The following is a 24,028-nucleotide window of genomic DNA, read 5'->3' as shown; positions in this document are numbered from 1 at the left end:
ACATTCTCGCCCTTTAGCAGAGAGAAACGGCTAGCTTTCCTTTTAGAAGGTGGGGCATTTTCTGCAAAAATAAAAAAAGACCCGTCCATTATCTCAACGGACCGGTCCTTAAGGATTGGCAGCTTTTTTATGTAAAGGAATGCAGCCTGCCGACAGATTAGCTAATGGCTCCCGCCGCTTTCAGCCAGGCCTCGGTAATGAGCGCATGTCCGGCAGGGGAAGGATGCACGCCATCCGGTGCCCAGAATACAGAATCTGCCTTCACGGATGCTGCAGCAAACAGCCCGTCCAGGGGAACCAGCAGGGCACCATACTCGCGGGCAAGCTCGCGCACCACGTGGATTTTCGGGTCCAGATCCTGGCGCCAGCCCTTGCGGTCTTCCGGAACCGGCAGCACAAAAGGCTCAACCAGAATCAGCTTGGCATGGGTTGCTCTGAGGGTGCGTTCAATAATATCCCGGTAGGAAGCTTCAAATTGTGCAGCCGTTGTTTCCTCACCGGAGTCAAAGCGGCGCCAGGTGTCGTTAATGCCGATGTATATCGAAACTACAGTCGGCTTCAGCTCCAGGCAGTCCTTGTCCCAGCGCCGCTGCAGATCCGCCGCACGGTTGCCGCTGATACCGCGGTTGATGAAGGTCAGCTTCTTCTCGGGATACAGCAATCCCAGCCGTGCGGCTACCATCAGTGCATAGCCCACACCAAGCGAAGACGGGTCTTCATAGTTGCGGCCCCAATCCGTAATGCTGTCACCCTGGAACAAAATGATATCGTTTTCTTGAAATTCCATCCTGAAAGTCCTCCTATGAAACAGCTGTTATAGTATAAGCAAACCTATTATAGCAAATAGATTTTTGCGGAGCATCTATTGAACAGAATTAGTGGTTTTTGCTGTGAACTCGTTCATTTTCAATTCAGCGGCAAGCAAAGCTTCCTGAAGCTCCTTGCCGAAATACTCCCTTTCTCTCCTGAAATAAAGAGCCCGCACAAAGTTTTTACTGTTGATCCTGTTGATGTATAGGCTGCGGTTTCCGGGCTGGCTGCCGCCGGCTGCTAGACTGCTGATCCATTCAGCAATGCGATCCCGCGCAAGCAAATTGCGGTGGATCATCGTATCCACAATCGTAGCTATCCGCTCATCCTCTTCTTCTCTGAAGATATATACTCCGTTCTGCAGCATGTCACGGACCGCTTCAAGCACCTCTAGCTGCACGGTCTCACCGCTTTCCTCACACTGCACTAATTCATCAATGGCATCTGCCCCGTGAGCCGCCGAGTGGGCCCAGCCGCCTTGTTCGACATAGCCCCGGAGATCTTGTTCTTCAGTATAATAACTGAGCAGCGCTGACTTCAGCTGATGAAACCCGGCAGCATCCAGAAAAGGCTGTTCTCTGTGCCGCTGGATAATAAGACCTATTACCAGTGCCGAGAAGGTGCGAGTAAATACCTTTTCGTCTCCTTGGGTGCCTAAGCCAAAGAACAGATGCTGCTCATCCAGCAGCACCGCCAGAATGCCGCGCAACTCGCCGGAAGAGAAGAGGCGCTGCTCCAGAATCCATTCGTAGAAGGCCGGATAGATCAGCTCGTCCCGCAGCTCAGGCTGAGGGTCCCCGATATATTCCAGCATCAGGCAGATGAAATCCTGCACCTCCTCACCCTCACGAAGCTTGTACTGCTCTGCTGCTATTCTTTGCAAGTCGATCATTAACTGTGTTCTGATTTGGTTCATTGTTTCCCTCCTAAGACTCAGCAGTCTATAGCCTGTGCGGGCCTTGGCATAGCATCGGCGGGCAGTTGCCTTTGGCCTTCAATGCTTGATTCACCCAGCATAAAATGCCTTCCACCTATTTACTATGTAAAATAACACATTCCCGCTAGCCCTTCCATTAGACCAAAAAAACCTCCAATCAGACCCGACCCTTATGCTGCCAAGGGAGCAGGTCTAGCTTGAAGGTTAAACAGCCGCTTTATATCAGATTATTCAAAAGTCAGATTGAATCAATAATTAGTACGCCAGGCTGAACAGGCCTTTGATATGGGACAAATAACGGATATTGCTCGCTTCCTTCATAAGGGTTGCCGGCAAGCCCTTTAGCGGAGTATTGCTGGCCCCGATAATTGCCACACCGTCTTTGCGCCCAAGGCTGGCAAGCGTCCCGGAGTTGATTGGACTGAAAGCTTCGGAGGCTGTGTTAGTCAGATAAGCATACAGATTGTAGCCGATCAGCTCGCCCATCTGCCAGGCAATTTGTGCTGTCGGCGGGTATGGACGTCCGTCCGCTGCGAAGACAACCGCACTGTCCCCTGCGACAAAAACATCCGGGTGCGAAGTGGACTGCAGGAAGTCATTCACAGTCGCACGGCCGCGGTTCACTTCCAGGCCGGACTCGCCGACCAGAGGATTGCCCTGCACACCGCCGGTCCATACGAAGGTATTGGCAACAATTTGCTGGCCATCCTTCAGATCAATTACATTGCCGGCAACATTCGTAACAGGAAGGCCTGTCAGGAAGGTTACACCGCGGGCAGTCAGGCTCGTTACTGCACGCTCAATCAGGTGATCCGGCAGCACCGGAAGGATTTTTGGACCCGCTTCTACTAGCATCAGCTTGATTTCCTGAGGATTCACACCATAGCGTTTGGTCAGCTTCGGCAGCACATCAGCAATCTCGCCTACCAGCTCGACGCCGGTCAGACCGCCACCGCCAATCAGAATCGCCGCATCGGCAGGATTGTGTGTCTTCGCATACTCACGAATGCGGTCTTCAATATGCGCATGAATTTTTTTGGCGTCAGCGGCGGATTTCAGCACCATGCTATACTCTTCCAGTCCAGGAATGCCGAAATAAGCAGTAGTGCTGCCCAGCGCAACAACAAGCGCATCATACGAGAGCGCCGTACCGTCAGACAATTGCACCTGCTTGCTGTCAACAGAAAATGATTTGACCTTGGCAATTTTCAGATCAATGTCTTTTCCGGCAAAAAGCTTGGTGAGCGGCATGGCTACGGCTTGTTCCGCAACACTTCCTGCGGCCAGGCGATGGAGCTCCGTAATAATCTGATGCGTCGGATATTGATTGACAACCGTGATTTTTGCTTCAGCCTTACTCATATATTTGCGCACGTTAATAGCACTCAGAAGACCGCCGTAGCCAGCTCCGAGAATAACGATATGTTTTGACATCATAATTTCCTCCGTCCTTATTTTTGTGGATTCCGTTCGCCGCTGACCTGCAGGTATGCATTCATGAAACGAAGCATTTTTTGCACCTGAGGGTCCTTGATCATGCGCATCATGCCGAATAGTGTGATATTTTCGCTGCTTTCGTTGGCACGATCCTTGGCTTCGATTACCGTAGCTGCCATCGTTTTGACGGAATCCACTACAGGCTCGGCAAGTTCTTTGATGGCACCTACCGTGTCACTCTTCAGCACCTCATCCGATGCAACAGTCTGCACAAAATCAAGCGACTTGGTTAATGCGCCAACCAGCTGCGTAATCTGGGGAAGCTGCTCCACCAGCGTCGTTAGGGATTCCTGCACCTCAGGCTTCAAAAGCTGATCCAGAAGATCCTCTTTGATAAATGATTTACTTTGCGTGATTGTTTCTGACATATTGAGTTCTCCTTTACATTAGCTTTCTCTCATAATAAAAATGGATGAAAAGATTAATCCCTAAATCAATGTGATTATTATAACATTCTTCATGTAATAAATGTCACAATCTTTTTGCCTGTATATCCTTATTTTGTGATTAAAATCACTTCTTTTCTGCGGTTTTTGATTCATTTCTCAATTTCATAAAAAATTTTGTTTTGAGCTGCATTTGATCATTGACTATGTTCAAACACCGTGATATGTTTAGCAAGTAACATTTAGTAAGTTCATTTATTAATATCAGCTATTAATAATTGTTAACCACTACATATATTATGGAGGAATGAACATGAGCACTTTTTCAGAATTGGTTCAAGCACGCAGATCGGCAAATAACTTCGTCGAAGGGATCAAAATCCCCCAAAGTGAGCTGGAAGAAATGTTCTCGCTCACCCGCCTCGCCCCTTCAGCCTACAATTTGCAGCACACCCATTATAAAGTGGTCAGTGATGAAGGCCTGAAGGAAAAGATCCGCGAAGCGGCCTATGGCCAGTACAAAATCCATACCGCATCTGCCGTCATTGTCGTGCTTGGAGACAAAAATGCCTATCTGCAGGCATCTGAAATCTACAGCGGACTCAAAATGCTGGGAGCCATGAGCGAGGATGCTTTTGACCAGACGATTGCCGACATCCACGGCGCCTACAGCGGTAATGACGCTTTTCAGCACGATGAAGCGGTCCGCAATGCCTCTTTGTCAGCCATGCAGTTCATGCTGATTGCCAAGGACAAGGGTTGGGACACCTGCCCGATGATCGGTTTCGATGCACAAGCCGTCAAGGCGGCCCTGAACCTGAGCGACAATATGGTGCCTGTCATGCTGATTACGATCGGCAAAGACAACCAGCACAAGATCAGACCCCGCGGCTACCGTAAGCCGGTGAATGAATTTGTAGAGTTTTTTTGATTGTAGCTTAGAAAGAGCCTTCCGGCATTGTGCCGGGAGGCTCTTGTGCTTAAATATATTGAACAATCCGCTGCAAAAAGATCATTTGGCATATTGCAGCAGAGCAATTGCCGCACGCTCCCGCCGGTCCGGGTCTCCGCTGTCCAAGGCACATTTCAGCACGGCTAGTGCTTTTGACAACGTCTCTGCATCTACTGTTCCTGTCTTTTCGCCTTCGTGAATACCGTCCGCAGAGGGATCTGTAATCCACAGCTCCAGCCTTGCCTCCGGAAGCGGACCATCGTACTGCAAGACTGGTTCTTCTCCGCCAATCCAAGCACTCAGCAGCGGATTAAGCGCCGGAGCTGGCACCGTCTTCAGCCAGGTCACTCCCCGCCGGTGGCAGCGTCCGTCTTCAGCCGAATCAAAGGCTTCTGCATAAAAATAATCGCCCAGATCGCCCAGATAAGCCCACTCCCCGTCCCCGATCAGCACATAATCCCCATCCTGCATGACATTCACGAACATGTCCAGACTGTCCGCTGCAGCTTCCAGCTCCGCTCCGGCGGTGGTTCCGGCCAGAATCAGGCGTGTGCGGATTTCCTTTTTGCCGGCATGCTCCAGATCCCCTATACCTGTATAGCCGATACATACGTAATTATCTTCCAGAAACTCCTTCATCCGGTCCACCCCGGGCAGCCCGGTCTTCACCCGAAATAGCTTCATTGCCGTCACCCTTCCATTCTTATGTATAGCCTGCTTCTGCACTTATATACGGTTAAATTATACACCAAAAAACTAAGGATACGGACGAATAATAGCGCTTACATTAGGATGATTCTGAAAACATACCCAAATTTAAAGCATTCGCCTTTTTACGAATCCGCAGAACAGCGGTATAATTCAGGTATCAAGTCAAGGAACCATACACTGCTGAAAGGGAATCGCCGGAAAGGTAAAATTTCTCCGAAAATGAGCTTTAGCAGATGTACTCCTTGAGCTTGAGACTATATCTTTGATCCTGTTGCTGAAGCTTTCAGTCCATCCCGGAACGAAAGGGTATGAGCTTCTTAAAGCTCAAACATCGGTCCATAAAGCCAATCGTTAACCAGCGGATGAATTAGAGAAGACTCACAGGCAGGATAGGCAAATATACTGCCGCCTCGGACGATTTCTACCCGGCTGAGTACAAGGATAGGATAAGGAGTCTGAGAAAAACATGGGTATAGTATGTACAGCATAACCCCCTATTGTTGATGAATAATCAATAGTAGGGGGTTATGTTTACTTTGGGCATCATGCTCATGAAGCCTCCCTTTATCATATAAAGTCTGGTATTTCAAAAAACGGCTGCCCATAACATCCGTCATGGATACAGCCGTTATAAGAATCTTGTGAGCGCCTGTCTGTTCAGACACGCAGCAGCCTTAGCATGGAGTCCGCACCTTTTTGAAATTCATAGCGGACCTGCTGCTCTTCTGCCGTCCAGCCTTAGGCCTGAGCTGCACAGACCAGCTGCTCCAGCTTAGGGTATCTGCGGGAGGATAAGTCCACCAGCGGGAAGATGCGAATTTCTGACTTCGTGACCCTCATCAATTCCTGAAGTGTCCTGAGATGAAAATCATAGTCCAGCCGGTCCCCATACATAAACAGAAAATGGGCGGACAGGGTGAGATCAAAGGACCGGTCTGCAAAAGGCAGCAGAGGCAGCTCGACTGGAATATAACGGCTGCTATTATGCTGCCTGTCCAGCGTACTGGCTGCTAAGGCTGCTGTCCTCGCCTGCTGTAACGCATGTATGGAAGTGAACTCCTTCCACACAAAATTATCCTGAACCTTGTCCAGCTGCTGCACCGTATGCTCAATATCCTTCAGCCCTTTGTCCCTCAGCGCTTCGGCGGAATAATAGTAAGCAATGTCTGCGGCAACAGATGCCGCGCCAAGCTTGCGGGCCTCTGCGGTAAACGAGCAGGCTCCCGCCGGACAATCCAAAATACTCCGTCCCTCCAGTTCCCACGGCTGCAGATTAAACATCCGCAAATACTCCTCAAAAGTCCGGCCAATAAAAACAATACGCTCCAAATCCAGTTTGTTTCCGCTCATCTCTGCTCAGCTCTCCTCTTCTCTCCTGTGTGCCTATTCCCGGCTAAAAACCGGCTGCGCCGCCAGTTCCTGCCTGATAAAATCATACAGCCTGCGGACGGGCGGTTTCAAGGGGTAATCCGCAATCCGGCAAATGATGCCGCAGGTCATGTCCACAGCTCTGCCTTCCAGCCTCCGGGTTACGGTTCCGGCGGGATCAGGATCGAGAGTCACCTCCGGCACAAGCGCGATGCCAAGCCCGCTCGCTACATAGAACTTCAGTGCCGACATGCTGCCGATTTCCATGGTATTGAGCGTCGGGCCGGCAGCTTCCATCAAGACGCTTTCCAATTTTTTGCGGTAGGGACAGGTAGGTGCTGTAATCAGCAGCCGGTGTCCGCGCAGATGATCTGCAGTAACGGCGGGGGCGGAAATAAGCGGATGGCCTTCCGGCAATAATAGTACGAACGCTTCCGTAAACAACGGTTCAAAATGCAGCTCCTTCCCCAGTTCCGGAGCGGAGCAGATTACAACATCCAGCTCTCCGCGAAGCAGCCGGTCGCACAGTACACCTGATCCGGAGATATCTACTGACAGTTCCATTTTGGGAAACAGGGTCATGAATTTCTGCAGAATGTCAGGCAGCCGGTAGCTCGCCGTCGGATCTGAAGCGCCGATGCGTATGCTCCCCGCTTCGCCGGATTTCAAATCCGTGATGCTGGTCTGCAGCCGTTCCATATCCTGGACTATCCTCTGGCTCTGTTCGTAAAACAACCGTCCGGCTTCGGTTAGGGCCACGCCTTTGCCCCGTTCCAGCAATTGAACTCCCAGATCCGCTTCCAGCTTCTGAATTTGCATCGTGACCGTAGATTGGGCATAATTCAGCTCTTCTGCAGCACGGTTGAAGCTGCCGGAGCGGATGATGGCCTGAAAGGTTTTTAATGTTTTTAGATCCAGCTTGGTTCCCTCCCTTCTGGCTCAAAGCCCAATGAAAGCCCGAATTAAAAAATTACTTTAAGGGTTTGCTTGAGTTACTTTAATGATTCACTTCAAAAAAATTGAACTCATTCTTCAATTCATTCAATTATACAAAACTGAATAAAATTTATACAATACTCTATATCTACAGGTTATTGATTGACTGAACTTGAATTTACTGCGTTCATATCAGAAGAGATGAGAGGAGTTCGGTTACTTCAGACCGCATCAACAGATAATAATTCGGACAAGGAGTGGATAAGCTTGAATTTATCAGAAAAAGTGGCACTGGTCACAGGCGGAGGAACTGGCATCGGCAGAGCAGTAAGCCTCGAACTGGCAGCATGCGGAGCTGCGGTCGCCGTTAATTATTCCCGTTCAGAAGCCGAAGCGCTGGAAACTGTTCAACGGATAACAGATCAAGGCGGACGGGCAATAGCTGTACAAGCGAATGTGGCCCGGGACGCAGAAGTGCGGCAGATGGTTGAACGGATTGTCGGAGCCTTCGGAACGGTTGATCTGCTCGTAAATAATGCCAGCATCACCAGGCATATCCCTATGGATGATCTGGAAGCGGCAACGGAAGAAGTATGGGATGAGCTGTACGATGTAAATGTCAAAGGCATGTTCCTTTGTGCGAGAGCCGTGGCGCCTTACATGAAAAAGAACAAACAGGGAGCCATCGTCAATCTCGGCAGCATTGCCGGAACTACCGGTGCCGGCTCCTCTCTTCCCTATGCGGTCTCCAAAGCTGCCGTTCACGGGCTAACCAAGTCGCTGGCCCGCGCGCTTTCCCCCGACATCCGGGTCAACTGTGTAGCGCCGGGAGCTGTAGCCACCAGATGGTGGGCAGGACGGGAAGAACAGATGCGCCGGCTTGCACCGAATCTGCTGCTGCAGCGTATCGCGGAACCTGAGGATATTGCCAAATTCATCTGCTCCACCCTGGAGCAGGAGGCAATGACCGGACAGATCATCACGGTGGACAGCGGGCAGACGCTGTAAATGCCGTAGCAGAAAGGAAGACAGCTGTTTCTGGACAATAGAATAGCATTCTATTACGAAAGCAACAGTACTCAATACGGAAACAATAGCACTCATTACGAAAGCAACCACACTCATTACGAAAGCAACAGCGCTCATTACGAAAGAGTACTCAATACGAAAGTAACAGCACTCAATACGTAAGAAACAGCCTCTCATGTCTTCTCAGGCACTCAAAAGTGGCTCTATCACGAATAATTTGTGACGCTACAGCAATCATGCGGTACACTTGCATATTGTAAACGAGCAGCAAGGCTCCCTTAGTGGGGGACTTACTGCTCGTTGTTTATAGTAACCTTCCGGTCCGATTCAGCAGATATGACGGGCACGCATACTAAGTAATTCGCCTTTCAAGCCGGACTGGTCCCATCAAAAAGGTAGTTATACCTTTCATTTTTCCGCTAGCGCCTCTTGGGCTGGATTCAAAGGTATTTTTACCTTTGATTTTACCGCTAGCGCCGCTCAGGCTAAATTCTAAGGTATTTATACCTTTGGTTTTGCCGCCAACGCCGCTCAGGCTGGATTCAAAGGTATTTATACCTTTCATTTTGCCGCCAACGCCGTTTAGGCTGGATTCAAAGGTATTTATACCTTTCATTTTGCCGCCAACGCCGTTTAGGCTGGATTCAAAGGTATTTATACCTTTCATTTTGCCGCCAACGCCGTTTAGGCTGGATTCAAAGGTATTTATACCTTTCATTTTGCCGCCAACGCCGTTTAGGCTGAATTCTAAGGTATTTATACCTTTGTTTTTACTGCCAGCCCCGCTCAGGCTGAATTCAAAGGTATGCGCCACTTAAGGAGTTCCAGCAACCATGATGGCTTTTGGGACCCCTTTTATGCATTAGGATGGCTCATTCCCCCACGCCAGACTGCCGGAAATATAGGCTGGAGTTTTACTCCAGTCTGCATAATTGGTGTCCGCTCCATTGAAGGAATAGTCCCCGGTCTGTGTGTAATTGCTCCAGTCCGATTTCGCCACCCGCACCTGGATATCGAGGCTTGCGCCTGCTGCGAGGGAACCCGCTGCGCTGTTAAATCCAAGTTCCACATAATAATCGGCGCCGGTTTTAGCTGAGGGCATTTTGACAAAGCTGCCCGTCACATTCGCACTGCCGACCTGGGACCAGTCACAGAAGAAGTTCTGGGCCTGTTCTCCGTCGATGGTGAAATAGTATCTTAATTTCACACCGGACAGTGTAATCGCACTGGTGCCAGTATTAACAAGCCTGAATTTGGGGCTCATCGTATTGGCAGAAGCCGCTGTTCCGCTGTTATACATCTGTACCTTAAGCGCCCCGGCCGGTGGGGCAGTTGTGTCCACAACAGCAATGTCAAGCGGTTGCGCAGCTCCGGCACTGAAGCTGAAGCTTAGGGTAGTCGTACCCACCGGCTGGGCGGCCAGATATTCTTTCTTAATTGTTACGCTTGTGCTGCTGACCGTATAATCGGTTCCGGCTGTCAACACAGCAGTTCCGTTCTTAATCGAGCTCAGGGTATTGCCATTCAGCGTCAGTGTGACTGGAATATCGGCTTGGTTGGCCGTCTTCTTGTCAAAGCTGGCAGAGACCGGTGTAATAACTGAATTGGCCGTTCCTGTGGTGTCAACGACAGCAATAGTCAATGTCTTCGCCGCACCCGCGCTGAAATTGAAGCTGAGCCGGGTGGTACCGGTTGCCTGGGCGGCCAGATACTCCTTCTTGATCGTTACCTTGGTGCCGCTGACCGAATAATCTGCTCCTGCTGACAGAGCAGCGGTACCGTTCTTAATCGAGTCCAGGGTAGTTCCATTCAACGTCAGGGTCACAGTGATATCCGCCTGGTTAGCTGTCTTCTTGTCAAAGCTGGCGCTGGCTGGTGTAATCGCGGTGCTGGCGGCTGGCGGATTCACCGGATCGGCATAGAGCGTGCCTCTGCCGTTCGTTCCGAGATAGACCCGGCCGTAAATTCTGGGGTCTCCGGTGATTGCCATGTTAATTTTGGCGTATTGGTGGGCATCGTCATTGATCCGCACCCACGATGCACCGGCATCATCCGAACGGAAGACACCTCTCACTCCATCAATCTTGGCTACCGTATAGAGTGCCATATAGTTCTGGCCCGGAGCAGCCATGCCGAAGCCGATCAGATCGGCTTCATCCACGTTCGTCAGCTTCGTGAAGCTTGTACCCGAATTGGCAGAGTGCCACAAACCATACTTGCCTTCAACCGCATTGCCGCCGGCAAACCAGATGTCTCCTTCGATGCCCGGCATGGCTTTCATACTGATCTGGGCCTGATTCGGCTGCAGCCCTCCTACGTTATTGGTCGGGAAGCCTGCCGCCGCCGTAGCGTTGAAGGTAGCTCCGCCATCTGTGCTGATATAGAAGGTGCCTGCGTAGAACGCATAGAATTTGTTCGGGTTCACTCTATCGGAGGCCACTTTGGCTCCAGCCGGGACGCCCGAGCTTACGTTCCAGGAGTTCCCGGTGGTTTTGGAATAATAGACCCCTATATCCGAGGTGCTCCACAGGATAGAATTGCCGCTCGCAGATACCGCAACCTGGCCTTGTCCTGCGGTGGTTTTCGTGCCGCTATAAGGCTCGCTGTTCGGCATGTACCAGTTGACGCCGCCGTCGTTGGAGATTCCGACCGACTTCATGCTCGGTGTCTTCTCCTTGTCTGCGCCCCCTACACGCACCACATAGGCAAGGTTCAGTTCTGCATAGTCGATGCCCGTCGTCGTTGCCCAGGACGGGCTGGTCTGGAACTTGACCGGTGCCTGTGTCAGATCTTCATAACGGAAACCGGAAACGTCGCCAAGCGCCGTAATCAGATGGGCGCTTCCCGAAGGAGGGCTGATCAGCCCAAGCACAGCCGTTTCCTCCACTCCTTTGGCCATTACTGCAATATTAACTTTACCTCCGGTATCCCAGGAGGTCAGATTATTCGTTCCGTAGATTGTGGCCCCTGTGCCGTACATCATCCGGTTGGAGTTGAACGGGTCAATCTCCAGATCGCCCATCATCCAACCTAGCTTCGGTGACGGATCGAGCGAAGTAGAGCTGGTAACGCCATGGTTCAGCCAAGGCGCGGCGGTAATGTCCATAGCAAACTTGTAGCTCCGCTCCGGGTAGCTGCCCCAGTCCCAAATCCGGCTCCAGGTCGCTCCTCCATTCGTGCTGCGGAAGATCACCTCGTCCGGCCACCAGGCATTCAGGCTGGATACCATGACCGTATCAGGATGCTGGGCATCCACAGCCAATCCGCCGAAGCCGTACCAGTTATCCGTTCCGGTAGACGGGCTGATGTTGGTCCAGGCCCCGCTTGTTGTGTTCAGCTTCCAGACTTCACCTTTGCTGCCATCATACGGGCCGACACCATTACTGTACGTAATGTATAGATCTCCTGTAGAAGACAGCACCCCGTGATGGGGCAGGTAGCCGGTGGGCTGTCCGGGAATCGCCGACCATGTTGCTCCGCCATCGGTACTGCGGTATACGCTGCTTGCTGTGTCGGCAACACCAACATAGATTGTCTGCGTGGCGCTGCCCGGTGAGCCTGTACTTTGATCAAAAGTAATCCAGGATAATCCGACCAGGTCATTGCCGTATTCAAGCGTCGGATTCTGGATATAGGTGCCGGCATTCGGGAAAGAGCTTACTTTCGACCAGGTTACACCCGAGTCTGTGCTTTTCCATAACCCGTTGCCGCTGCGCGCTCCAAAAAAAAGGATGCTGTTCTTATTAGGATCGATCATCAGACGTTCTCCTGCGGACCGCCCCGGCATGTTGCCTCCAACCTTGAACGGCAGCGGAGTGGACTGCCAGGTATTTCCCCGGTCGCTGGAACGCATAATCTGCCCGTTCTCATCCCAGCTGTTGGTATAGGTGCCTGTAGCCATGTATACCTTGTCAGGATCGATAGGATCAGTCGCAAGGGCATCTACACCGTTCTTGTTCCAGTCTACCCAGCCTACCGCATCGCTGATGGATACCCAGCTGCCTGTGGCCTGATTCCAGCGGTACGCGCCGCCGATATCGGTACGCGCATAGATTAAATCCGGTTCGCTCTGATTAAAAATAATGCCGGGCACAAAACCTCCGCCTGCTCCAGTGACGACACTCTTCCAGTTATAGTCTTCGCTTGCGGCTGCGCGGGTAATCGCTGGAAAGGCAGTGAATAACGAGCTTGTCATAGCGGCCAGCAGGACAACCAGTCCCAGTTTACGGATACGTTTTCGAGTCACCATTTACGCCTCCTAAGGTTTGATTTTTCCTAGTCAAATCCATGGGTTTCTTGCGCTTCCCCCGCTTCCTTGCCCCTCCCTTCTGATCCCCGGCATCATTCCGCAAACAGCAGCATGTACAACTGGTAACGCTTACATTATAATTGGTAAATATTATAATTTGTTAGGGGAAAATGGTTGATTTTGCGGGAAAATGGTCGCCTGCTTCTGCACCATTTTCTACCTGTATATTACATTTCCAATATAAAAAAGACTCTCTGAACCAGCCAGAAGAGTCCTGCTATACTAACCTTGTTAATCTAAAAGTGAACCTTGGGGCAGAAATGGTCTGCTTTATGCCCGTTTTCGCAGCAGCGCAATCGCCGCCAGCAGAAAAGACAGCAAGGAAATGCCGAGTGCAATGTAAATCATAGGGGATACGCCAGATGCTTTATCATGTTCCTCCATAATCGCATTGTGCTCGTCCATACTCATGGAATCCTGGTCACTCATGTTCATCGATCCGTGATCATCCATCGCCATGCCGGAATGACTGCCGCCGCCGGCTGCCGCCTGTACAATTTCCGTGATGGAATGTGGAGTTTCCGTTCCTTCCTCTCCGGACCACTGCACCAGGCTGCCGTCAGCATAATGCTGGTAAGCGTTCCATGCGATATCGCCCGCAGTATCCGGGTTCTTGGCTGTGAAGTAAAAGCGCTGGAATTGACCGGCCAGGATACCCTCTCCAGTCGATACCCAGCTGATTTTGTTGCCTTCTATCTTCACATCCCAGCCCGGCACAGCCTCGTATTGCTTGAATTCCGCTCCTGCGGGAATGCGCAGATCGATCTGCACGGTGGCAGCATCTTTTTCGGAAGGCACTTTTAGGGTATACGTCTCCCATGCGCCGGTGGTAGATTCGGTTGGTGCAACGGTCACATGCGCACTGGCTGCAGCCGCAAACAGCATCAGCGCTGCCGCAGATGGCGCGGCCAATACCGCTATTTTACGAAACAGTCTATTCATATTAATGTCTCCTTCTCCGAAATTTCATCGTTTGAAGCGCTGCCAATGAGCGGTATAGATACCTACTGTTTCTTGGGAAAATCCCGCTCCCGCGACGCAAGCCCCTGCTCCAGGGCATATCTCGTAAGCTGTGTGCGGTTCTGGAGCTGCAGCTTCTGGAGGATATTTTTGAGATGGTTTTTGACGGTATGCTCCGAGATTCCGAGTGTTGCCGCGATTTCCTTATTGGTGGAGCCGGAGGACACACATCCCAGTATTTCCTTCTCCCGTGCCGTTAATGCTTCCCGCTCTTCCTTGACGGAGGTGACAGCAAACTCCTTCAGTATCTGAAAAGCCAGCTCCCGGCTCAGCGGAACCTCCTCACTGACAATCGCCAGCAGGTATTCAATCCAGGTCGATGGAGCCAGGTTTTTCAGCAGATAGCCCTGTGCCCCCTGCTTCAGCGCCTCGAATAAATAGGAGATTTCGTCAGATACGGTTACGATCACGATTTTGACATAGGGAAATTCCAATTTGATCCGGCGCGTAGTCTCCAGACCATCCATCTCCGGCATTTGAATGTCGATCAGAATCAGATCCGGCATCCATAGTCCGGTCCGCTCGATGGCTTCGGCTCCGCTTCCCACTGCCCCGATAACCTCAAAACGTTCATCTATGGCCAAAATCTCGCACATCGCCTCACGGGCATGGGCATGATCATCCACAACAAGCACCCGGAAGCGGCTCATACGGAAGCCCCCTTTTTGGCAATTTCTACGATGGTCCCGTAAGCCCCGGATTTCAGCGCAAGTGTCCAGCCCATTCCTTCCGCACGCTCCTTCATAATCTGCAACCCGTAGCTGCCGCTTACGGCAAAAGGGTCCTCATGCCGGATTCCGGCTCCGTCATCAGAAATGGCTACACGCCAGCCCTGCCCGTCTTCGCGGCCGGAAATCGCAACCCTGCCCGCCCGGGTATGCTTGCGGACATTAATCATGGCCTCACGGATGCAGGAGAGTAGCTCGGCCTGTTCTGCAGGACTGAGGGTTTCGTCCCGCAGGCTCCAGTCCATGGCTGCCTCAACGGTGACCTCACGGGCAATCTGCTTCAACTGCTCCTGGACGGACTGTGCCAGCAGAGACGTCTCTGCCCCTGCAACCGGAACCTTCAGATTAGATATGGCCTGACGGACATAGCGGTTGGTTTCATGCACGTTTTTTTTGAGCTGGCCGATTGTTTCTGCATCCATTTCTCCCCGCTCATGCTTCTGCTCCAGGCGGTCGATCCGTACAGACAACAAAAATAAAGATTGCGCGATCCCGTCATGAAGCTCTTTTGCCAGCGCCTCCCGCGCCTCCATGGCCGTCTTCAGCATACGTTCCTGCTCCAGCTCTCTGGCGTTCTTTTCCATGAGGGAGAAGAGCGGCAACAGCAGTACTATGCTGAACAAAAATACAAGCACAGGCGTTAAGTAATTGCCCATATCCATGGAGAGATACGGCATCAGGAACTGATGGCGCACTATTTCCCAAATGCCGACCATAACGGTGGGCAGCAGCAGAATAAGCAGTTTAATTCTTGTATACGTTGCCGTCCCCTCCCAAATCTTAAGCTTACATTAGCATTCTCCCGCTAACCTGACATGACTCTTTCGGGCTATACGGAGGCTTTAAATGTTACAAAAATAAGTATTTAAAATTTATTGCGAACTTTTCCGGTTCAACTTGCCCGCTGGCACAAAAACAGATGCGGCTCGCACCCCATCCGTTCACTTCTTATACATTTCCTTATACTGGTTCATCCAGTCCGTCCGCCAGCCATTTTCAAAAAAATTCCTGTCGTCAATTCCAGCCTAATCCTTGCAGCCTATAAAGGTGAAGTGTACCGGCCGTATTCGATTCCCATTTCCTTGAACCCTGCGTTTTGCTGGAGGAGAAAAAAAGAATTCACACCCTCCGCTCCCCACCAATTCACGCCAAGTGCTACGCCGTTTAACGTCCTTGCCGCAAAAAGCAGCGAGAACATCCCGGGAGTGATTTCCCCGCCGTCATCAACACGCCAGACCGAATATTCATCGTCCCGGATTTCCGCAGGATAGTCCATAAAGCTGAGCTCCGGCCCCTTCTGGAGCACCAGGCTGAACAGCATATTTGTGTTCTGTCTCACGAATTGAACAACATACAGGTGCAGGTCTTCCGGCGCTTCCGAGAGATCTGCGAGCTTCCAGATGGATTGAATATGGCGCTTTTTAAGCGCAAGAATTTGCTTCCGCACCGGATTATCTGCATCAAGCTGCTGTGAATTGTCTGCTGACGGCTTCACTGCAAGCAGCGACCCGCGGTCCAGCTCTGCAGAATTGGCCAAGTAGTAGGTCTCATCAGATGCTGCCTTCCCGTCCTCCACAGTAAACACATATCCGGACAGGTTAGCGAAATTATTCGCCATATCCCTGCCGTTGCTGTCAGCGCTGCCGGGCTGCCATTTCTCCAATGTCACACTAAAGACCCGGCCATTGTTGCCAATAGCTGTGTTCAGCGATTCCATTTCTGCAAGCCTGCTGTCATCGTCCGATGCGGCAAGAATGCGCTTGCCTGAACTGTCGGCAAATCCAAAGCTGGAAGACAGCTTCGCCGGATCGAGAAAGGCTGCCGGTACGGCGTTGGACGCCTCAACAGATGGCTTACTGCCGGAAGCCTCCCCCGTCTCTTCATGGGTAACTGCCGGTTGAAGTGCTGCCTCAGGAGACACTGGCGTTACCTGTGGAGTCTGCCCGGCGGCTGCTGGCGATCTACCTGGTTGTCCGCCTTTTGCAGAGTCTTTCTCCTGTGTATTGCATCCGGCGGTAACCAGCAGAAGGACAATGACAGTCATTCGGAACAGCTTCAGCATACAATTCCCTCCCGGACAGGAAGTCTACCTATCATTAAAATATCCCCATGCTCAGGTAACGTTCACCTGTATCGGGAGCGATGCACAGCACCCGCTTGCCGCTCCCCAGCCGCCGCGCTTCCTGAAGCGCCGTCCATACCGCCGCTCCGCCGGAAGGTCCGATCAGGATTCCCTCTGTACCGGCCAGTGTTCTGACCATCTCCAGCGCGTCCTCATCGGAGACCTGGACAATTTCATCATAGATGCCTGTATTCAATATGGCCGGTACAAAACCCGGGCTGGTCCCGACCAGCTTATGCGGTCCGGGCTGGCCGCCGGAAAGCACCGGTGAGCCTTGCGGCTCCACCACAACAATACGGATCTCCGGCAGCTGCTGGCGGAGTGCTTCTCCGGTACCTGTTATGGTACCGCCAGTCCCCGAGGCTGCTACGAATACATCCAGCCTGCCATCCATTTGCGCCAGGATTTCCGGTGCAGTTGTAATCCGGTGAATATCGGGATTGGCTTGGTTCTCGAACTGCTGCGGAATGAAGCTGTCCGCAATCTCACTTCCCAGCTCCAGCGCCTTGGCGATTGCTCCCGGCATCCGCTCTGCTGCGGGGGTCAGCACTACCTCTGCTCCGTATGCTTTTAGAATATTGATCCGTTCCTTCGTCATATTGTCAGGCATAACCAGAATGGCTCTATAGCCCTTGGCCGCCGCATTCATCGCCAGCCCGATGCCCGTATTGCCGCTTGTCGGCTCGATAATGGTTCCGCCAGGCTTCAAGACTCCGGCAAGCTCTGCCTGGAGTATCAAATTATATGCCGCCCGGTCCTTGACGCTGCCGCTGGGGTTGAACATTTCCAGCTTCACATACAGTTCCGCATCCTGCGGTCCGGTTAGCCGGTTCAAGCGGACCACAGGCGTATTCCCGATCAGTTCCGTAATATTGCTGACTACAAGGGATGACATGATGAGCCTCCTCATTTCTTCTGCTGTCTATCCCCCCATTGTAGCGCTGTGGGGCAGCTCTTGTCGACTGAGCCACATCTAAGGTATTGCGGAGCAGTCCAAGTACCCGCAAAAAACCGCCTCTTCAAAAGAAGAGGCGGCGCTGACTATTCGCCAGAGCCTGAGAAGAGGCTCCGCCATTCATCCCTTATTCGCTTACATCTGCTTAAGGATTAACGGTGATCGTGAAGGTGGATGTAGTATTTTTTACACAACCACCTCCCCTAATTGTTTGGCCGCTTAAAAGTACATAAATCTGTTTTTTGCCAGGTTCACCTCTTGAACTTCCCCGCCCCCTTTACGGTGTAGTCTACTAATTAGCCAGCAGTCTGTTCTCCCGGCACTCTAAAATGCAAAAAGAACGATTCCTCTTGCGAAGCCCTGCAGAGCAACAAACCGCAAGATGCCTGAACCGAACCCGGAGACTTTTCTACGAACTAACTAATTATGGTAATAATATAAGATATCGCTAGATTTTGATCGAGGGCTGATTCTATGAATTGTATGTGCATTATTACGATTTGCAGTTGCAGATCTATTTTCAGACAGCAGAAAAAGGCCCTTCCGGCGGGAAACCACCGGGCGCAGGGCCGAACGGGCTCGCCAAATGCTAGACCCTTAGGGAGCCGCGGAACCCTCTGGCACCATAATAGGATTCTGCTCCATTGTGGTACATAAAAACCGTGTCATAGCGGCGATCGCAAAAGACGGCTCCACCAAGTTTTCTAATGCTCTCGGGTGTTTTCACCCAGCTGGACGTCTTCAAATCGAATTTCCCGAGCTTCTGCATCTCCCGGTATTGCGCTTCTGTTAAAAGCTCAATGCCCATGGCAGCCGCCATTTCTATCGCGTTATTTTGCGGCTTATGTTCTTTGCGCGACTCCAGCGCTTCACGGTCGTAGCAAATACTTCTGCGGCCTTTCGGACTTTCCGCTGAACAATCGTAAAAAATGTATCCGTCCGTCTCAAGGTCATGACCAACAACATCCGGTTCACCGCCAGTCCTTTCCATTTCATAAAGCGACCATAGCTTTTCCGGCTGAGCTTCAAGCTTTGCTTGTACATTAGCCCAATCAAGGCCTTGATGACGGTTCATGTTTTTCTCAAAACGGGCTTTCAAAGTTTCAAGCAGTCCCTCACGTTGTTCCGGAGACAAATTGATATGGTTGTTTGAGCTGGTTGTCATGTGTATTCTCTCCCTTCAATATGCCAAAACTGACGGTCTGGATTATTCGTATAGATTGCCGTTTGCCAATTGAACCAGCTTGTCCCGGTCCAGCACACTCAGGCTGCCTTTCTTGCGTTCAACAATCCCTTCCTCCACAAAACGGCGCACGATCCGGTTAAGATGCCGGTAGCTGGTCCCGAGCATATCTGCCAGTTCCGCAAGTGTAGACGTACGTATCTCTTCCACGCGCTGCCCGCCGCTGTCGGCAAACAAGGATAACAGATAGCTGGCAAAACGGTTTTCCAGCGGATAGAGCAGATTCAGCGCCGTAGTCTGGCCCAGCGTGTACATTTTGTGGCTCAGCTCCCCTACCAGGAAACGCAGCAGGGCTGTATTTTCCTCAAATTCCCTCAGCACCAGCGCTCTTCCGGCCGCCAGCAGGAGGCTTTCGCCCATGGACACTACTTCATTTTTGACCGGATATTGGCGCAGCAGCTCCACATCTCCAATGACCGACATCGGCCGGGCAAAACGGACCAGCAGCGATTTACCGTTAGGGAGCAGGGTATGAATCTTGAGCCGCCCCTCTACCAGTATAAACATATGCTCCAGACGGTCGCCCACCGAGCAAATGGCCTCACCGTCACTATAGCGCCGCAGCTCCATACCGGAGATGGCTCCGCTGCTGAATATCTCCATCAGACCGTTGTGCCCGGCCAAAGTCCGGATCTTGTCCTGATCTGCAATCCACTGCATAAGCAGCTCTCCCACCTTTGGTCACGAATGAACTAAATGTAACACACTATGCGCGGAGCAGCCAACTCCCCTGTAATCCGTCAGCCCTTCCGTTGCAAATCTACCACAGTTGAAGGCTTCTATTCGGCAAAATACTGCTCCAGCGCCCGCTCCGCACGGAACTTCGCTGCATTAAAAGATGGCCATGGCCGCGCGTCTTGCGTCCGGTTTTCCCATTTTTCGCGCAGAATCTCATCCAGCCTGCCGTTGTCCTGCCTGCTGAAGTCGATCAGCAGCGGCGTAACGTCCGGTGACAGCCTGGATAAATAGCTGGTGTCGAGGATGCCGCTTGTCTCATAGCGCTGGATATTCTGCTTCGCGATAATGTGATCCATGCCAATATAGTTTATTAACACGTAGGAGAACAGCCCGAGAGCCAGACAGCACGGAGCAAGCGGAAAATGCACCCGGCTGATCCGCACCGCCGCCAGCACCAGCAGCAGTCCGAGAAAAATCATAAACGCATGCACCAGAAACCGGATGTAGGTATATCCGTAAGCTTCTTCATACAGGGCCAGCCGGGAATAGGCGGAATAGAGCATAACCACAGAACAGAGCACCAGGATGTAGAGCAGGAAATTTACGATTGTGCGCAGCCGGGCTGCCGCCGGGCCAACCGAATGCAGGGACAGCAGCAGCAGAACGAAATTGATTGAAGTCACCAGAATCAGCTCCAAAAAACCGCTGCGCGCATAATCGGCATAGGTGCTGCCCTCCGGCAGGATACCATCCCAGGCACCAAACAGGTAAGAGAATTGCAAGCTTACGAACAGCACGTATACCGTATTGATGACGGTCAGAATGGTAGTGAGGATCACCGGGTCCACTTTGAGCGTCAAGGGTTCGGGAAGCAGTGCATGGAGCGACTCCGCCGAAGGCCCATCCTCCATATTCAGCTCGGGCTTCGGGTTCCACACATACACCTTGTGATCGACAAAACCCCAGAGAAGGCCGAACATCCCGATTCCCAGCAGGAGAACCCACAGCAGCCGTACAAACCCTTCGCCAAAGGAGAGCCGTTCCAGCATCTGCGGAATCCCCGCCAGCAATTCATGGAACACACCGTCCGCCGAGGATAGCAGTGATGTTACAATCAGCAGCAGCGGCAATGAGATTCCCAGCCCGATCAGCACTTTGATCACCACTTGCTTCCGTTCGTCCTGCAGCTTCCCCCCGCCGAAAATTCTGCGGATGATCCGTGGAGCTGTCCCCCAGTGCCGCAAGCTTTGGGCAAAAAAATGCTCCGCCGCCGCCCCAATCATCAGGGGTCCGCTCCAGGACGGCAGCTTATAGCTAAGCATATAGGTCATATGTAATAAAATCAGCGCCGGAATGACCAGCAGGTTCAGTCCGAAGAACAACCCGTTCGCGAACAATGCATATGTCAGAGAGAGCAGCACAATCGCCCCCAGCCAAATATAGCTGACAACAGCGGGCTTACGCAGCTTGTCTTTGGCAAAGTAGAGCACAAACACATAAAACAAACATACAAAAAGCGGATAGGAAACCCCCGGCATTTTCCCGTAAAACAAATACTGGTGCAAGACTGCGAGCAGAAAAGCCGCCCCCAGGGCCTGAAGAGCCCGTTCCGGTTTCGGTACCGTTTGATCTTCCATGGTAAATACCTCCATCTTCTTACTTTCTTATCCTGATTCTAGCTGATAAAATAAGAAGAAAAAGAGAAAGATTACAAGGTTTGTTTCCTATTTTAATGAAGGAGAGCGGGACGCATGAAGCTGCACAGCCAATTTTTGAAGCTCCATTCCCATCACGGAGGGCCGGCGGAAATCCCGGTTACACTAGATGAGCTGGCGCACACCCTGGGCTGCACCCACCGCAATGCCCTGCATATTATCAATAAAATGGCCGGACTGGCCTGGATCACCTGGACCCCCAGCCGGGGCCGGGGCAAACGCTCGAAGCTGACGTTCCTTGCGGACGCGGAGGAGATCGCCCTGGAGTCCGTGAAGCAGGCAATCAGCAGCAGGGACTTCGGCAGCGCTATCGAAGGCATTCGGGGACATGCCCGCTCCTCCTCGCTTCAGAATACGCTGGAGGGCTGGCTGCTGGCTTATTTCGGGCATCATTCCGAAATCCGCAGCAACAAACAGATTGATACGCTGCGGCTGCCGGTTAACCAGAAGCTGCATACCTTTGACCCGCTGTATATGAATCTGCTGGCGGAATCTTTTGTATCCAGCCATGTTTTTGACGGACTGGTGGGGCGAAGCAGCGAACGGGGCATTGTTCCCGGCCTGGCCCACGCCTGGGATGTGGATGGCAGCCGCACCGGATGGACATTTCACCTGCGCAAGGAAGTCCTGTTCCATCATGGAAAGGTGCTGTCCGCCGAGGATGTGGTCTATTCACTGCAGCGGCTGATACAGACCTCGCAGCGGACGCTCTACAGCTCCATTTTCAAGGAAATTACCGGGGTGGAGGCCTTGAATTCTACCACGGTGCGCATTGTTCTGCGGAAGCCGAATGAGCTGTTTCTTCCGTTCCTGTGCACCAGCCGGGCAGCGATTGTTCCGCGTGATATGGAATCCGGTCCGGAGAGCGCTTTTGGCCGGAGGCCCGTCGGCACTGGACCCTTCAAGCTGGTGGAGATAAGTGAGGAGCTCTGCGTGCTGGAGGTATTCCCTTATTATTATCAGGGGCGGGCCCATTTGGACCGTGTGGAAATTCTTCATGTGCCGTTTGGCATAGAGCAGGCGCAGCCGGATACGGCTTCTGCCTTTCATGTCATCCCGAATCCTTCCACAGCGGATGCCTCCTCCTGGAGCCGGATTCATTCCGAATCCTATGTACGCAAGTTTGTCACCTGCAACACGAAAAAAAACGGACCGTTAAGCGATCCCCTGCTCCGCGCGGACATTCTGTCTTGTCTGAGTGAAGCGGCCCCGCCAATTGATCCCGGTACTCCAGAGATGCTGCCAGGTCCCCTGCAGATTGCTACCATTCCGCAATATCTGGGGGATGCCGAGTATATCGCCTCCCGGCTGATCCGGCACGGCTATGCCTGCAGCGTCCTGTCCGTTTCGCCGGAGGAATTCAAAGGCCCTGTGCGCCTGCAGTCTGACCTCATCGTCTTCTCTCTGCTCCGAGATCAGGACGAGGAGCTGCGGCTGTTCGATCTGTATCAGACGCTGGCACAGCATGTGGAGCCTGGCATCCGTGCCGGCATAGAGGGCATGCTGAACCTCATCGCAGGCCAGCCCGATCCCGGAGCGAGAGGCGAGGGCTTCAAGCGGATTGAGGACAAGCTGACGCGGGATCATCAGCTGCATATTCTGTACGAAAAGCCGGTCCAGACCGCTTATCTGCCTTCCGTGCGCGGCGTAACTTTCAACAGCCAGGGCTGGGTGGACCTGCGGCATTTGTGGTTTCCGCGCGTATAAGAGCGCTCCTTTTTGAAAAAAGCTCCGGCGGAAATTCCGCCGGAGCTTGTGCTTCGTATAGCTTTTGAATGAAAGTGCCGCCTACAACCAGCTTGTTAGTCCCCTTACCCTCTGCCGGGCAGACTGTCCACTAGTCCCTTGCCGATTACGTTGGCGGACGGCGGCTGCTTGCCGGCTTCTCTGGCCCACACGGAGAGTTGCCCGATATGATGAATTTCGTGGGCGATCACATGGCGCATAATCTCGCCCCAGGCATAGGTTACCACGGATCCATCCTTTTTTGTGTCGTCAAAACTCTTCCGCTCCAGCCCCCCGTTCCAGCCCAGTACAAAGGCCTCTACCTCCGGCCGGAAGCGGGCATCCAGCTCCCTTACCTTCTCCAGGCTGCTGAACCCGGCAAAATCCTCCTGAAAATCAGGTTTGCCCTGCATCACCATAATCCAGCTCCACTCCACATCGGCAATATGAAACAGAGTCTTCAGAATCCCGCCAACCCCGCCGACCCGCGGCTTCAGCAGCTCCTCCCCCGGCAAATCTTCACACCACTTATACCACTCTTCCCGAACCATCCAGTTATAGCGGAAAAACGTCTGCATGCAACCCCTCCAATGTAGTGTTGTCAGTACTAAAGCCATTAACCAATAGTGCCATTAGCAAAATTCATAAGTAAGAGTCATAAGCAGGAATCATAAGTAATAACCATTTACAAAATTCATAAGCAAATGTTAAGTAAATCACACTTGTTCCTAGTTTAGCACACCAAACGGAATCCCCGGCATGGAAAAAACACTTATAGCTAACTTTACGACTTCCGCCGTGCCCTGCTGCTGCTCTCTATTGCCCACATGGCCTATCTGCGCCGAAATCAAAGGTATTTTTACCTCTCATTTCGCCATATGGCCTGACCACGCCGAATTCAAAGGTA

Annotated in this window: 21 protein-coding genes; 3 read left to right on the top strand and 18 right to left on the bottom strand. The window is 52.1% G+C overall.

The features are described 5' to 3' along the window. Nucleotides 1–157: 157 nt before the first annotated feature. From BLQ82_RS02335 to BLQ82_RS02320, 4 genes are all read right to left on the bottom strand, one after another. Nucleotides 158–787 (bottom strand): SGNH/GDSL hydrolase family protein, encoded by a 630-nt coding sequence (locus tag BLQ82_RS02335; protein ID WP_062523968.1) that lies wholly within the window; start codon nt 785–787, stop codon nt 158–160. 75 nt (nt 788–862) lie between these two features. Then, nucleotides 863–1,726, bottom strand: coding sequence for a DUF2785 domain-containing protein (locus BLQ82_RS02330; protein WP_062523967.1), 864 nt, complete (start codon nt 1,724–1,726; stop codon nt 863–865). Between the two features lie 276 nt (nt 1,727–2,002). Further along, nucleotides 2,003–3,181 carry an NAD(P)/FAD-dependent oxidoreductase gene (locus BLQ82_RS02325; RefSeq protein WP_062523966.1) on the bottom strand — a complete coding sequence of 393 codons (1,179 nt, stop codon included), beginning with the start codon at nt 3,179–3,181 and terminating at the stop codon, nt 2,003–2,005. 17 nt (nt 3,182–3,198) lie between these two features. Next, nucleotides 3,199–3,612 carry a helical membrane plugin domain-containing protein gene (locus tag BLQ82_RS02320; protein ID WP_025703573.1) on the bottom strand — a complete coding sequence of 138 codons (414 nt, stop codon included), beginning with the start codon at nt 3,610–3,612 and terminating at the stop codon, nt 3,199–3,201. A gap of 331 nt (nt 3,613–3,943) precedes the next feature. Here BLQ82_RS02320 and BLQ82_RS02315 point away from each other — a divergent pair, with 331 nt between their 5' ends. Next, nucleotides 3,944–4,561: a nitroreductase family protein gene (locus BLQ82_RS02315; RefSeq protein WP_062520635.1), complete on the top strand. Its 618-nt coding sequence runs from the start codon at nt 3,944–3,946 to the stop codon at nt 4,559–4,561. 81 nt (nt 4,562–4,642) lie between these two features. On the opposite strand, the gene BLQ82_RS02310 is transcribed toward BLQ82_RS02315, so the two are convergent. The 3 genes from BLQ82_RS02310 to BLQ82_RS02300 all read right to left on the bottom strand — a co-directional run bounded on the left by BLQ82_RS02310 (nt 4,643) and on the right by BLQ82_RS02300 (nt 7,579). Next, nucleotides 4,643–5,266 carry a hypothetical protein gene (locus tag BLQ82_RS02310; RefSeq protein WP_062520634.1) on the bottom strand — a complete coding sequence of 208 codons (624 nt, stop codon included), beginning with the start codon at nt 5,264–5,266 and terminating at the stop codon, nt 4,643–4,645. Nucleotides 5,267–6,031: 765 nt separating this feature from the next. Continuing rightward, the gene (locus BLQ82_RS02305; protein ID WP_341874771.1) at nt 6,032–6,643 is read right to left on the bottom strand and encodes a class I SAM-dependent methyltransferase; all 612 of its coding nucleotides are present in this window, start codon (nt 6,641–6,643) and stop codon (nt 6,032–6,034) included. Nucleotides 6,644–6,676: 33 nt separating this feature from the next. Then, the gene (locus tag BLQ82_RS02300) at nt 6,677–7,579 is read right to left on the bottom strand and encodes a LysR family transcriptional regulator (RefSeq protein WP_062520632.1); all 903 of its coding nucleotides are present in this window, start codon (nt 7,577–7,579) and stop codon (nt 6,677–6,679) included. 285 nt (nt 7,580–7,864) lie between these two features. Between BLQ82_RS02300 and BLQ82_RS02295 the strand changes: the two genes are divergently transcribed. Continuing rightward, entirely contained in the window at nt 7,865–8,605 is a 741-nt protein-coding gene (locus tag BLQ82_RS02295) for an SDR family NAD(P)-dependent oxidoreductase (protein WP_062520630.1), read from the top strand. A gap of 373 nt (nt 8,606–8,978) precedes the next feature. Here the strand turns inward: BLQ82_RS02295 and BLQ82_RS02290 are convergent, their stop codons facing one another. From BLQ82_RS02290 to BLQ82_RS02245, 10 genes are all read right to left on the bottom strand, one after another. Further along, entirely contained in the window at nt 8,979–9,440 is a 462-nt protein-coding gene (locus BLQ82_RS02290) for a hypothetical protein (RefSeq protein ID WP_074647661.1), read from the bottom strand. A 48-nt stretch (nt 9,441–9,488) separates the two neighbouring features. Beyond that, the gene (locus tag BLQ82_RS02285) at nt 9,489–12,875 is read right to left on the bottom strand and encodes a X2-like carbohydrate binding domain-containing protein (protein ID WP_062520618.1); all 3,387 of its coding nucleotides are present in this window, start codon (nt 12,873–12,875) and stop codon (nt 9,489–9,491) included. 330 nt (nt 12,876–13,205) lie between these two features. Next, a complete protein-coding gene (locus tag BLQ82_RS02280; protein WP_062520615.1) occupies nt 13,206–13,877 on the bottom strand; it encodes a YcnI family protein in 672 nt (223 codons plus the stop codon). Nucleotides 13,878–13,939: 62 nt separating this feature from the next. Beyond that, complete coding sequence (locus tag BLQ82_RS02275; protein WP_062520614.1) at nt 13,940–14,605, bottom strand: response regulator; 666 nt, start codon at nt 14,603–14,605, stop codon at nt 13,940–13,942. Then, on the bottom strand, nt 14,602–15,399 hold the full coding sequence (locus tag BLQ82_RS02270; RefSeq protein WP_062520612.1) for a sensor histidine kinase: 798 nt from the start codon (nt 15,397–15,399) through the stop codon (nt 14,602–14,604). The genes BLQ82_RS02275 and BLQ82_RS02270 overlap by 4 nt, the downstream gene beginning before the upstream one ends. A gap of 323 nt (nt 15,400–15,722) precedes the next feature. Then, nucleotides 15,723–16,745, bottom strand: a complete 1,023-nt coding sequence (locus BLQ82_RS02265; protein ID WP_062520611.1) for a hypothetical protein — start codon at nt 16,743–16,745, stop codon at nt 15,723–15,725. Nucleotides 16,746–16,779: 34 nt separating this feature from the next. Beyond that, nucleotides 16,780–17,700: a cysteine synthase A gene (cysK, locus tag BLQ82_RS02260; protein ID WP_062520609.1), complete on the bottom strand. Its 921-nt coding sequence runs from the start codon at nt 17,698–17,700 to the stop codon at nt 16,780–16,782. A 649-nt stretch (nt 17,701–18,349) separates the two neighbouring features. Beyond that, nucleotides 18,350–18,925, bottom strand: a complete 576-nt coding sequence (locus BLQ82_RS02255) for a DUF4256 domain-containing protein (protein ID WP_062520607.1) — start codon at nt 18,923–18,925, stop codon at nt 18,350–18,352. Nucleotides 18,926–18,967: 42 nt separating this feature from the next. After that, the gene (locus BLQ82_RS02250; protein WP_062520605.1) at nt 18,968–19,663 is read right to left on the bottom strand and encodes a Crp/Fnr family transcriptional regulator; all 696 of its coding nucleotides are present in this window, start codon (nt 19,661–19,663) and stop codon (nt 18,968–18,970) included. Between the two features lie 119 nt (nt 19,664–19,782). Beyond that, nucleotides 19,783–21,318: a DUF4153 domain-containing protein gene (locus tag BLQ82_RS02245; RefSeq protein ID WP_062520604.1), complete on the bottom strand. Its 1,536-nt coding sequence runs from the start codon at nt 21,316–21,318 to the stop codon at nt 19,783–19,785. Between the two features lie 114 nt (nt 21,319–21,432). Here BLQ82_RS02245 and BLQ82_RS02240 point away from each other — a divergent pair, with 114 nt between their 5' ends. Further along, a complete protein-coding gene (locus tag BLQ82_RS02240; RefSeq protein WP_074647658.1) occupies nt 21,433–23,103 on the top strand; it encodes an ABC transporter substrate-binding protein in 1,671 nt (556 codons plus the stop codon). Nucleotides 23,104–23,207: 104 nt separating this feature from the next. On the opposite strand, the gene BLQ82_RS02235 is transcribed toward BLQ82_RS02240, so the two are convergent. After that, nucleotides 23,208–23,699: a DinB family protein gene (locus BLQ82_RS02235; RefSeq protein ID WP_062520600.1), complete on the bottom strand. Its 492-nt coding sequence runs from the start codon at nt 23,697–23,699 to the stop codon at nt 23,208–23,210. Nucleotides 23,700–24,028: the final 329 nt, after the last annotated feature.

The sequence above is a fragment of the Paenibacillus jilunlii genome (genome assembly GCF_900102965.1).
In the GTDB taxonomy this organism is placed as follows: Bacteria; Bacillota; Bacilli; order Paenibacillales; family Paenibacillaceae; genus Paenibacillus_AQ; species Paenibacillus_AQ jilunlii.
The sequence above is the reverse complement of the archived record's forward strand: the minus strand, read 5'-3'. Positions and strand labels throughout refer to the sequence as shown.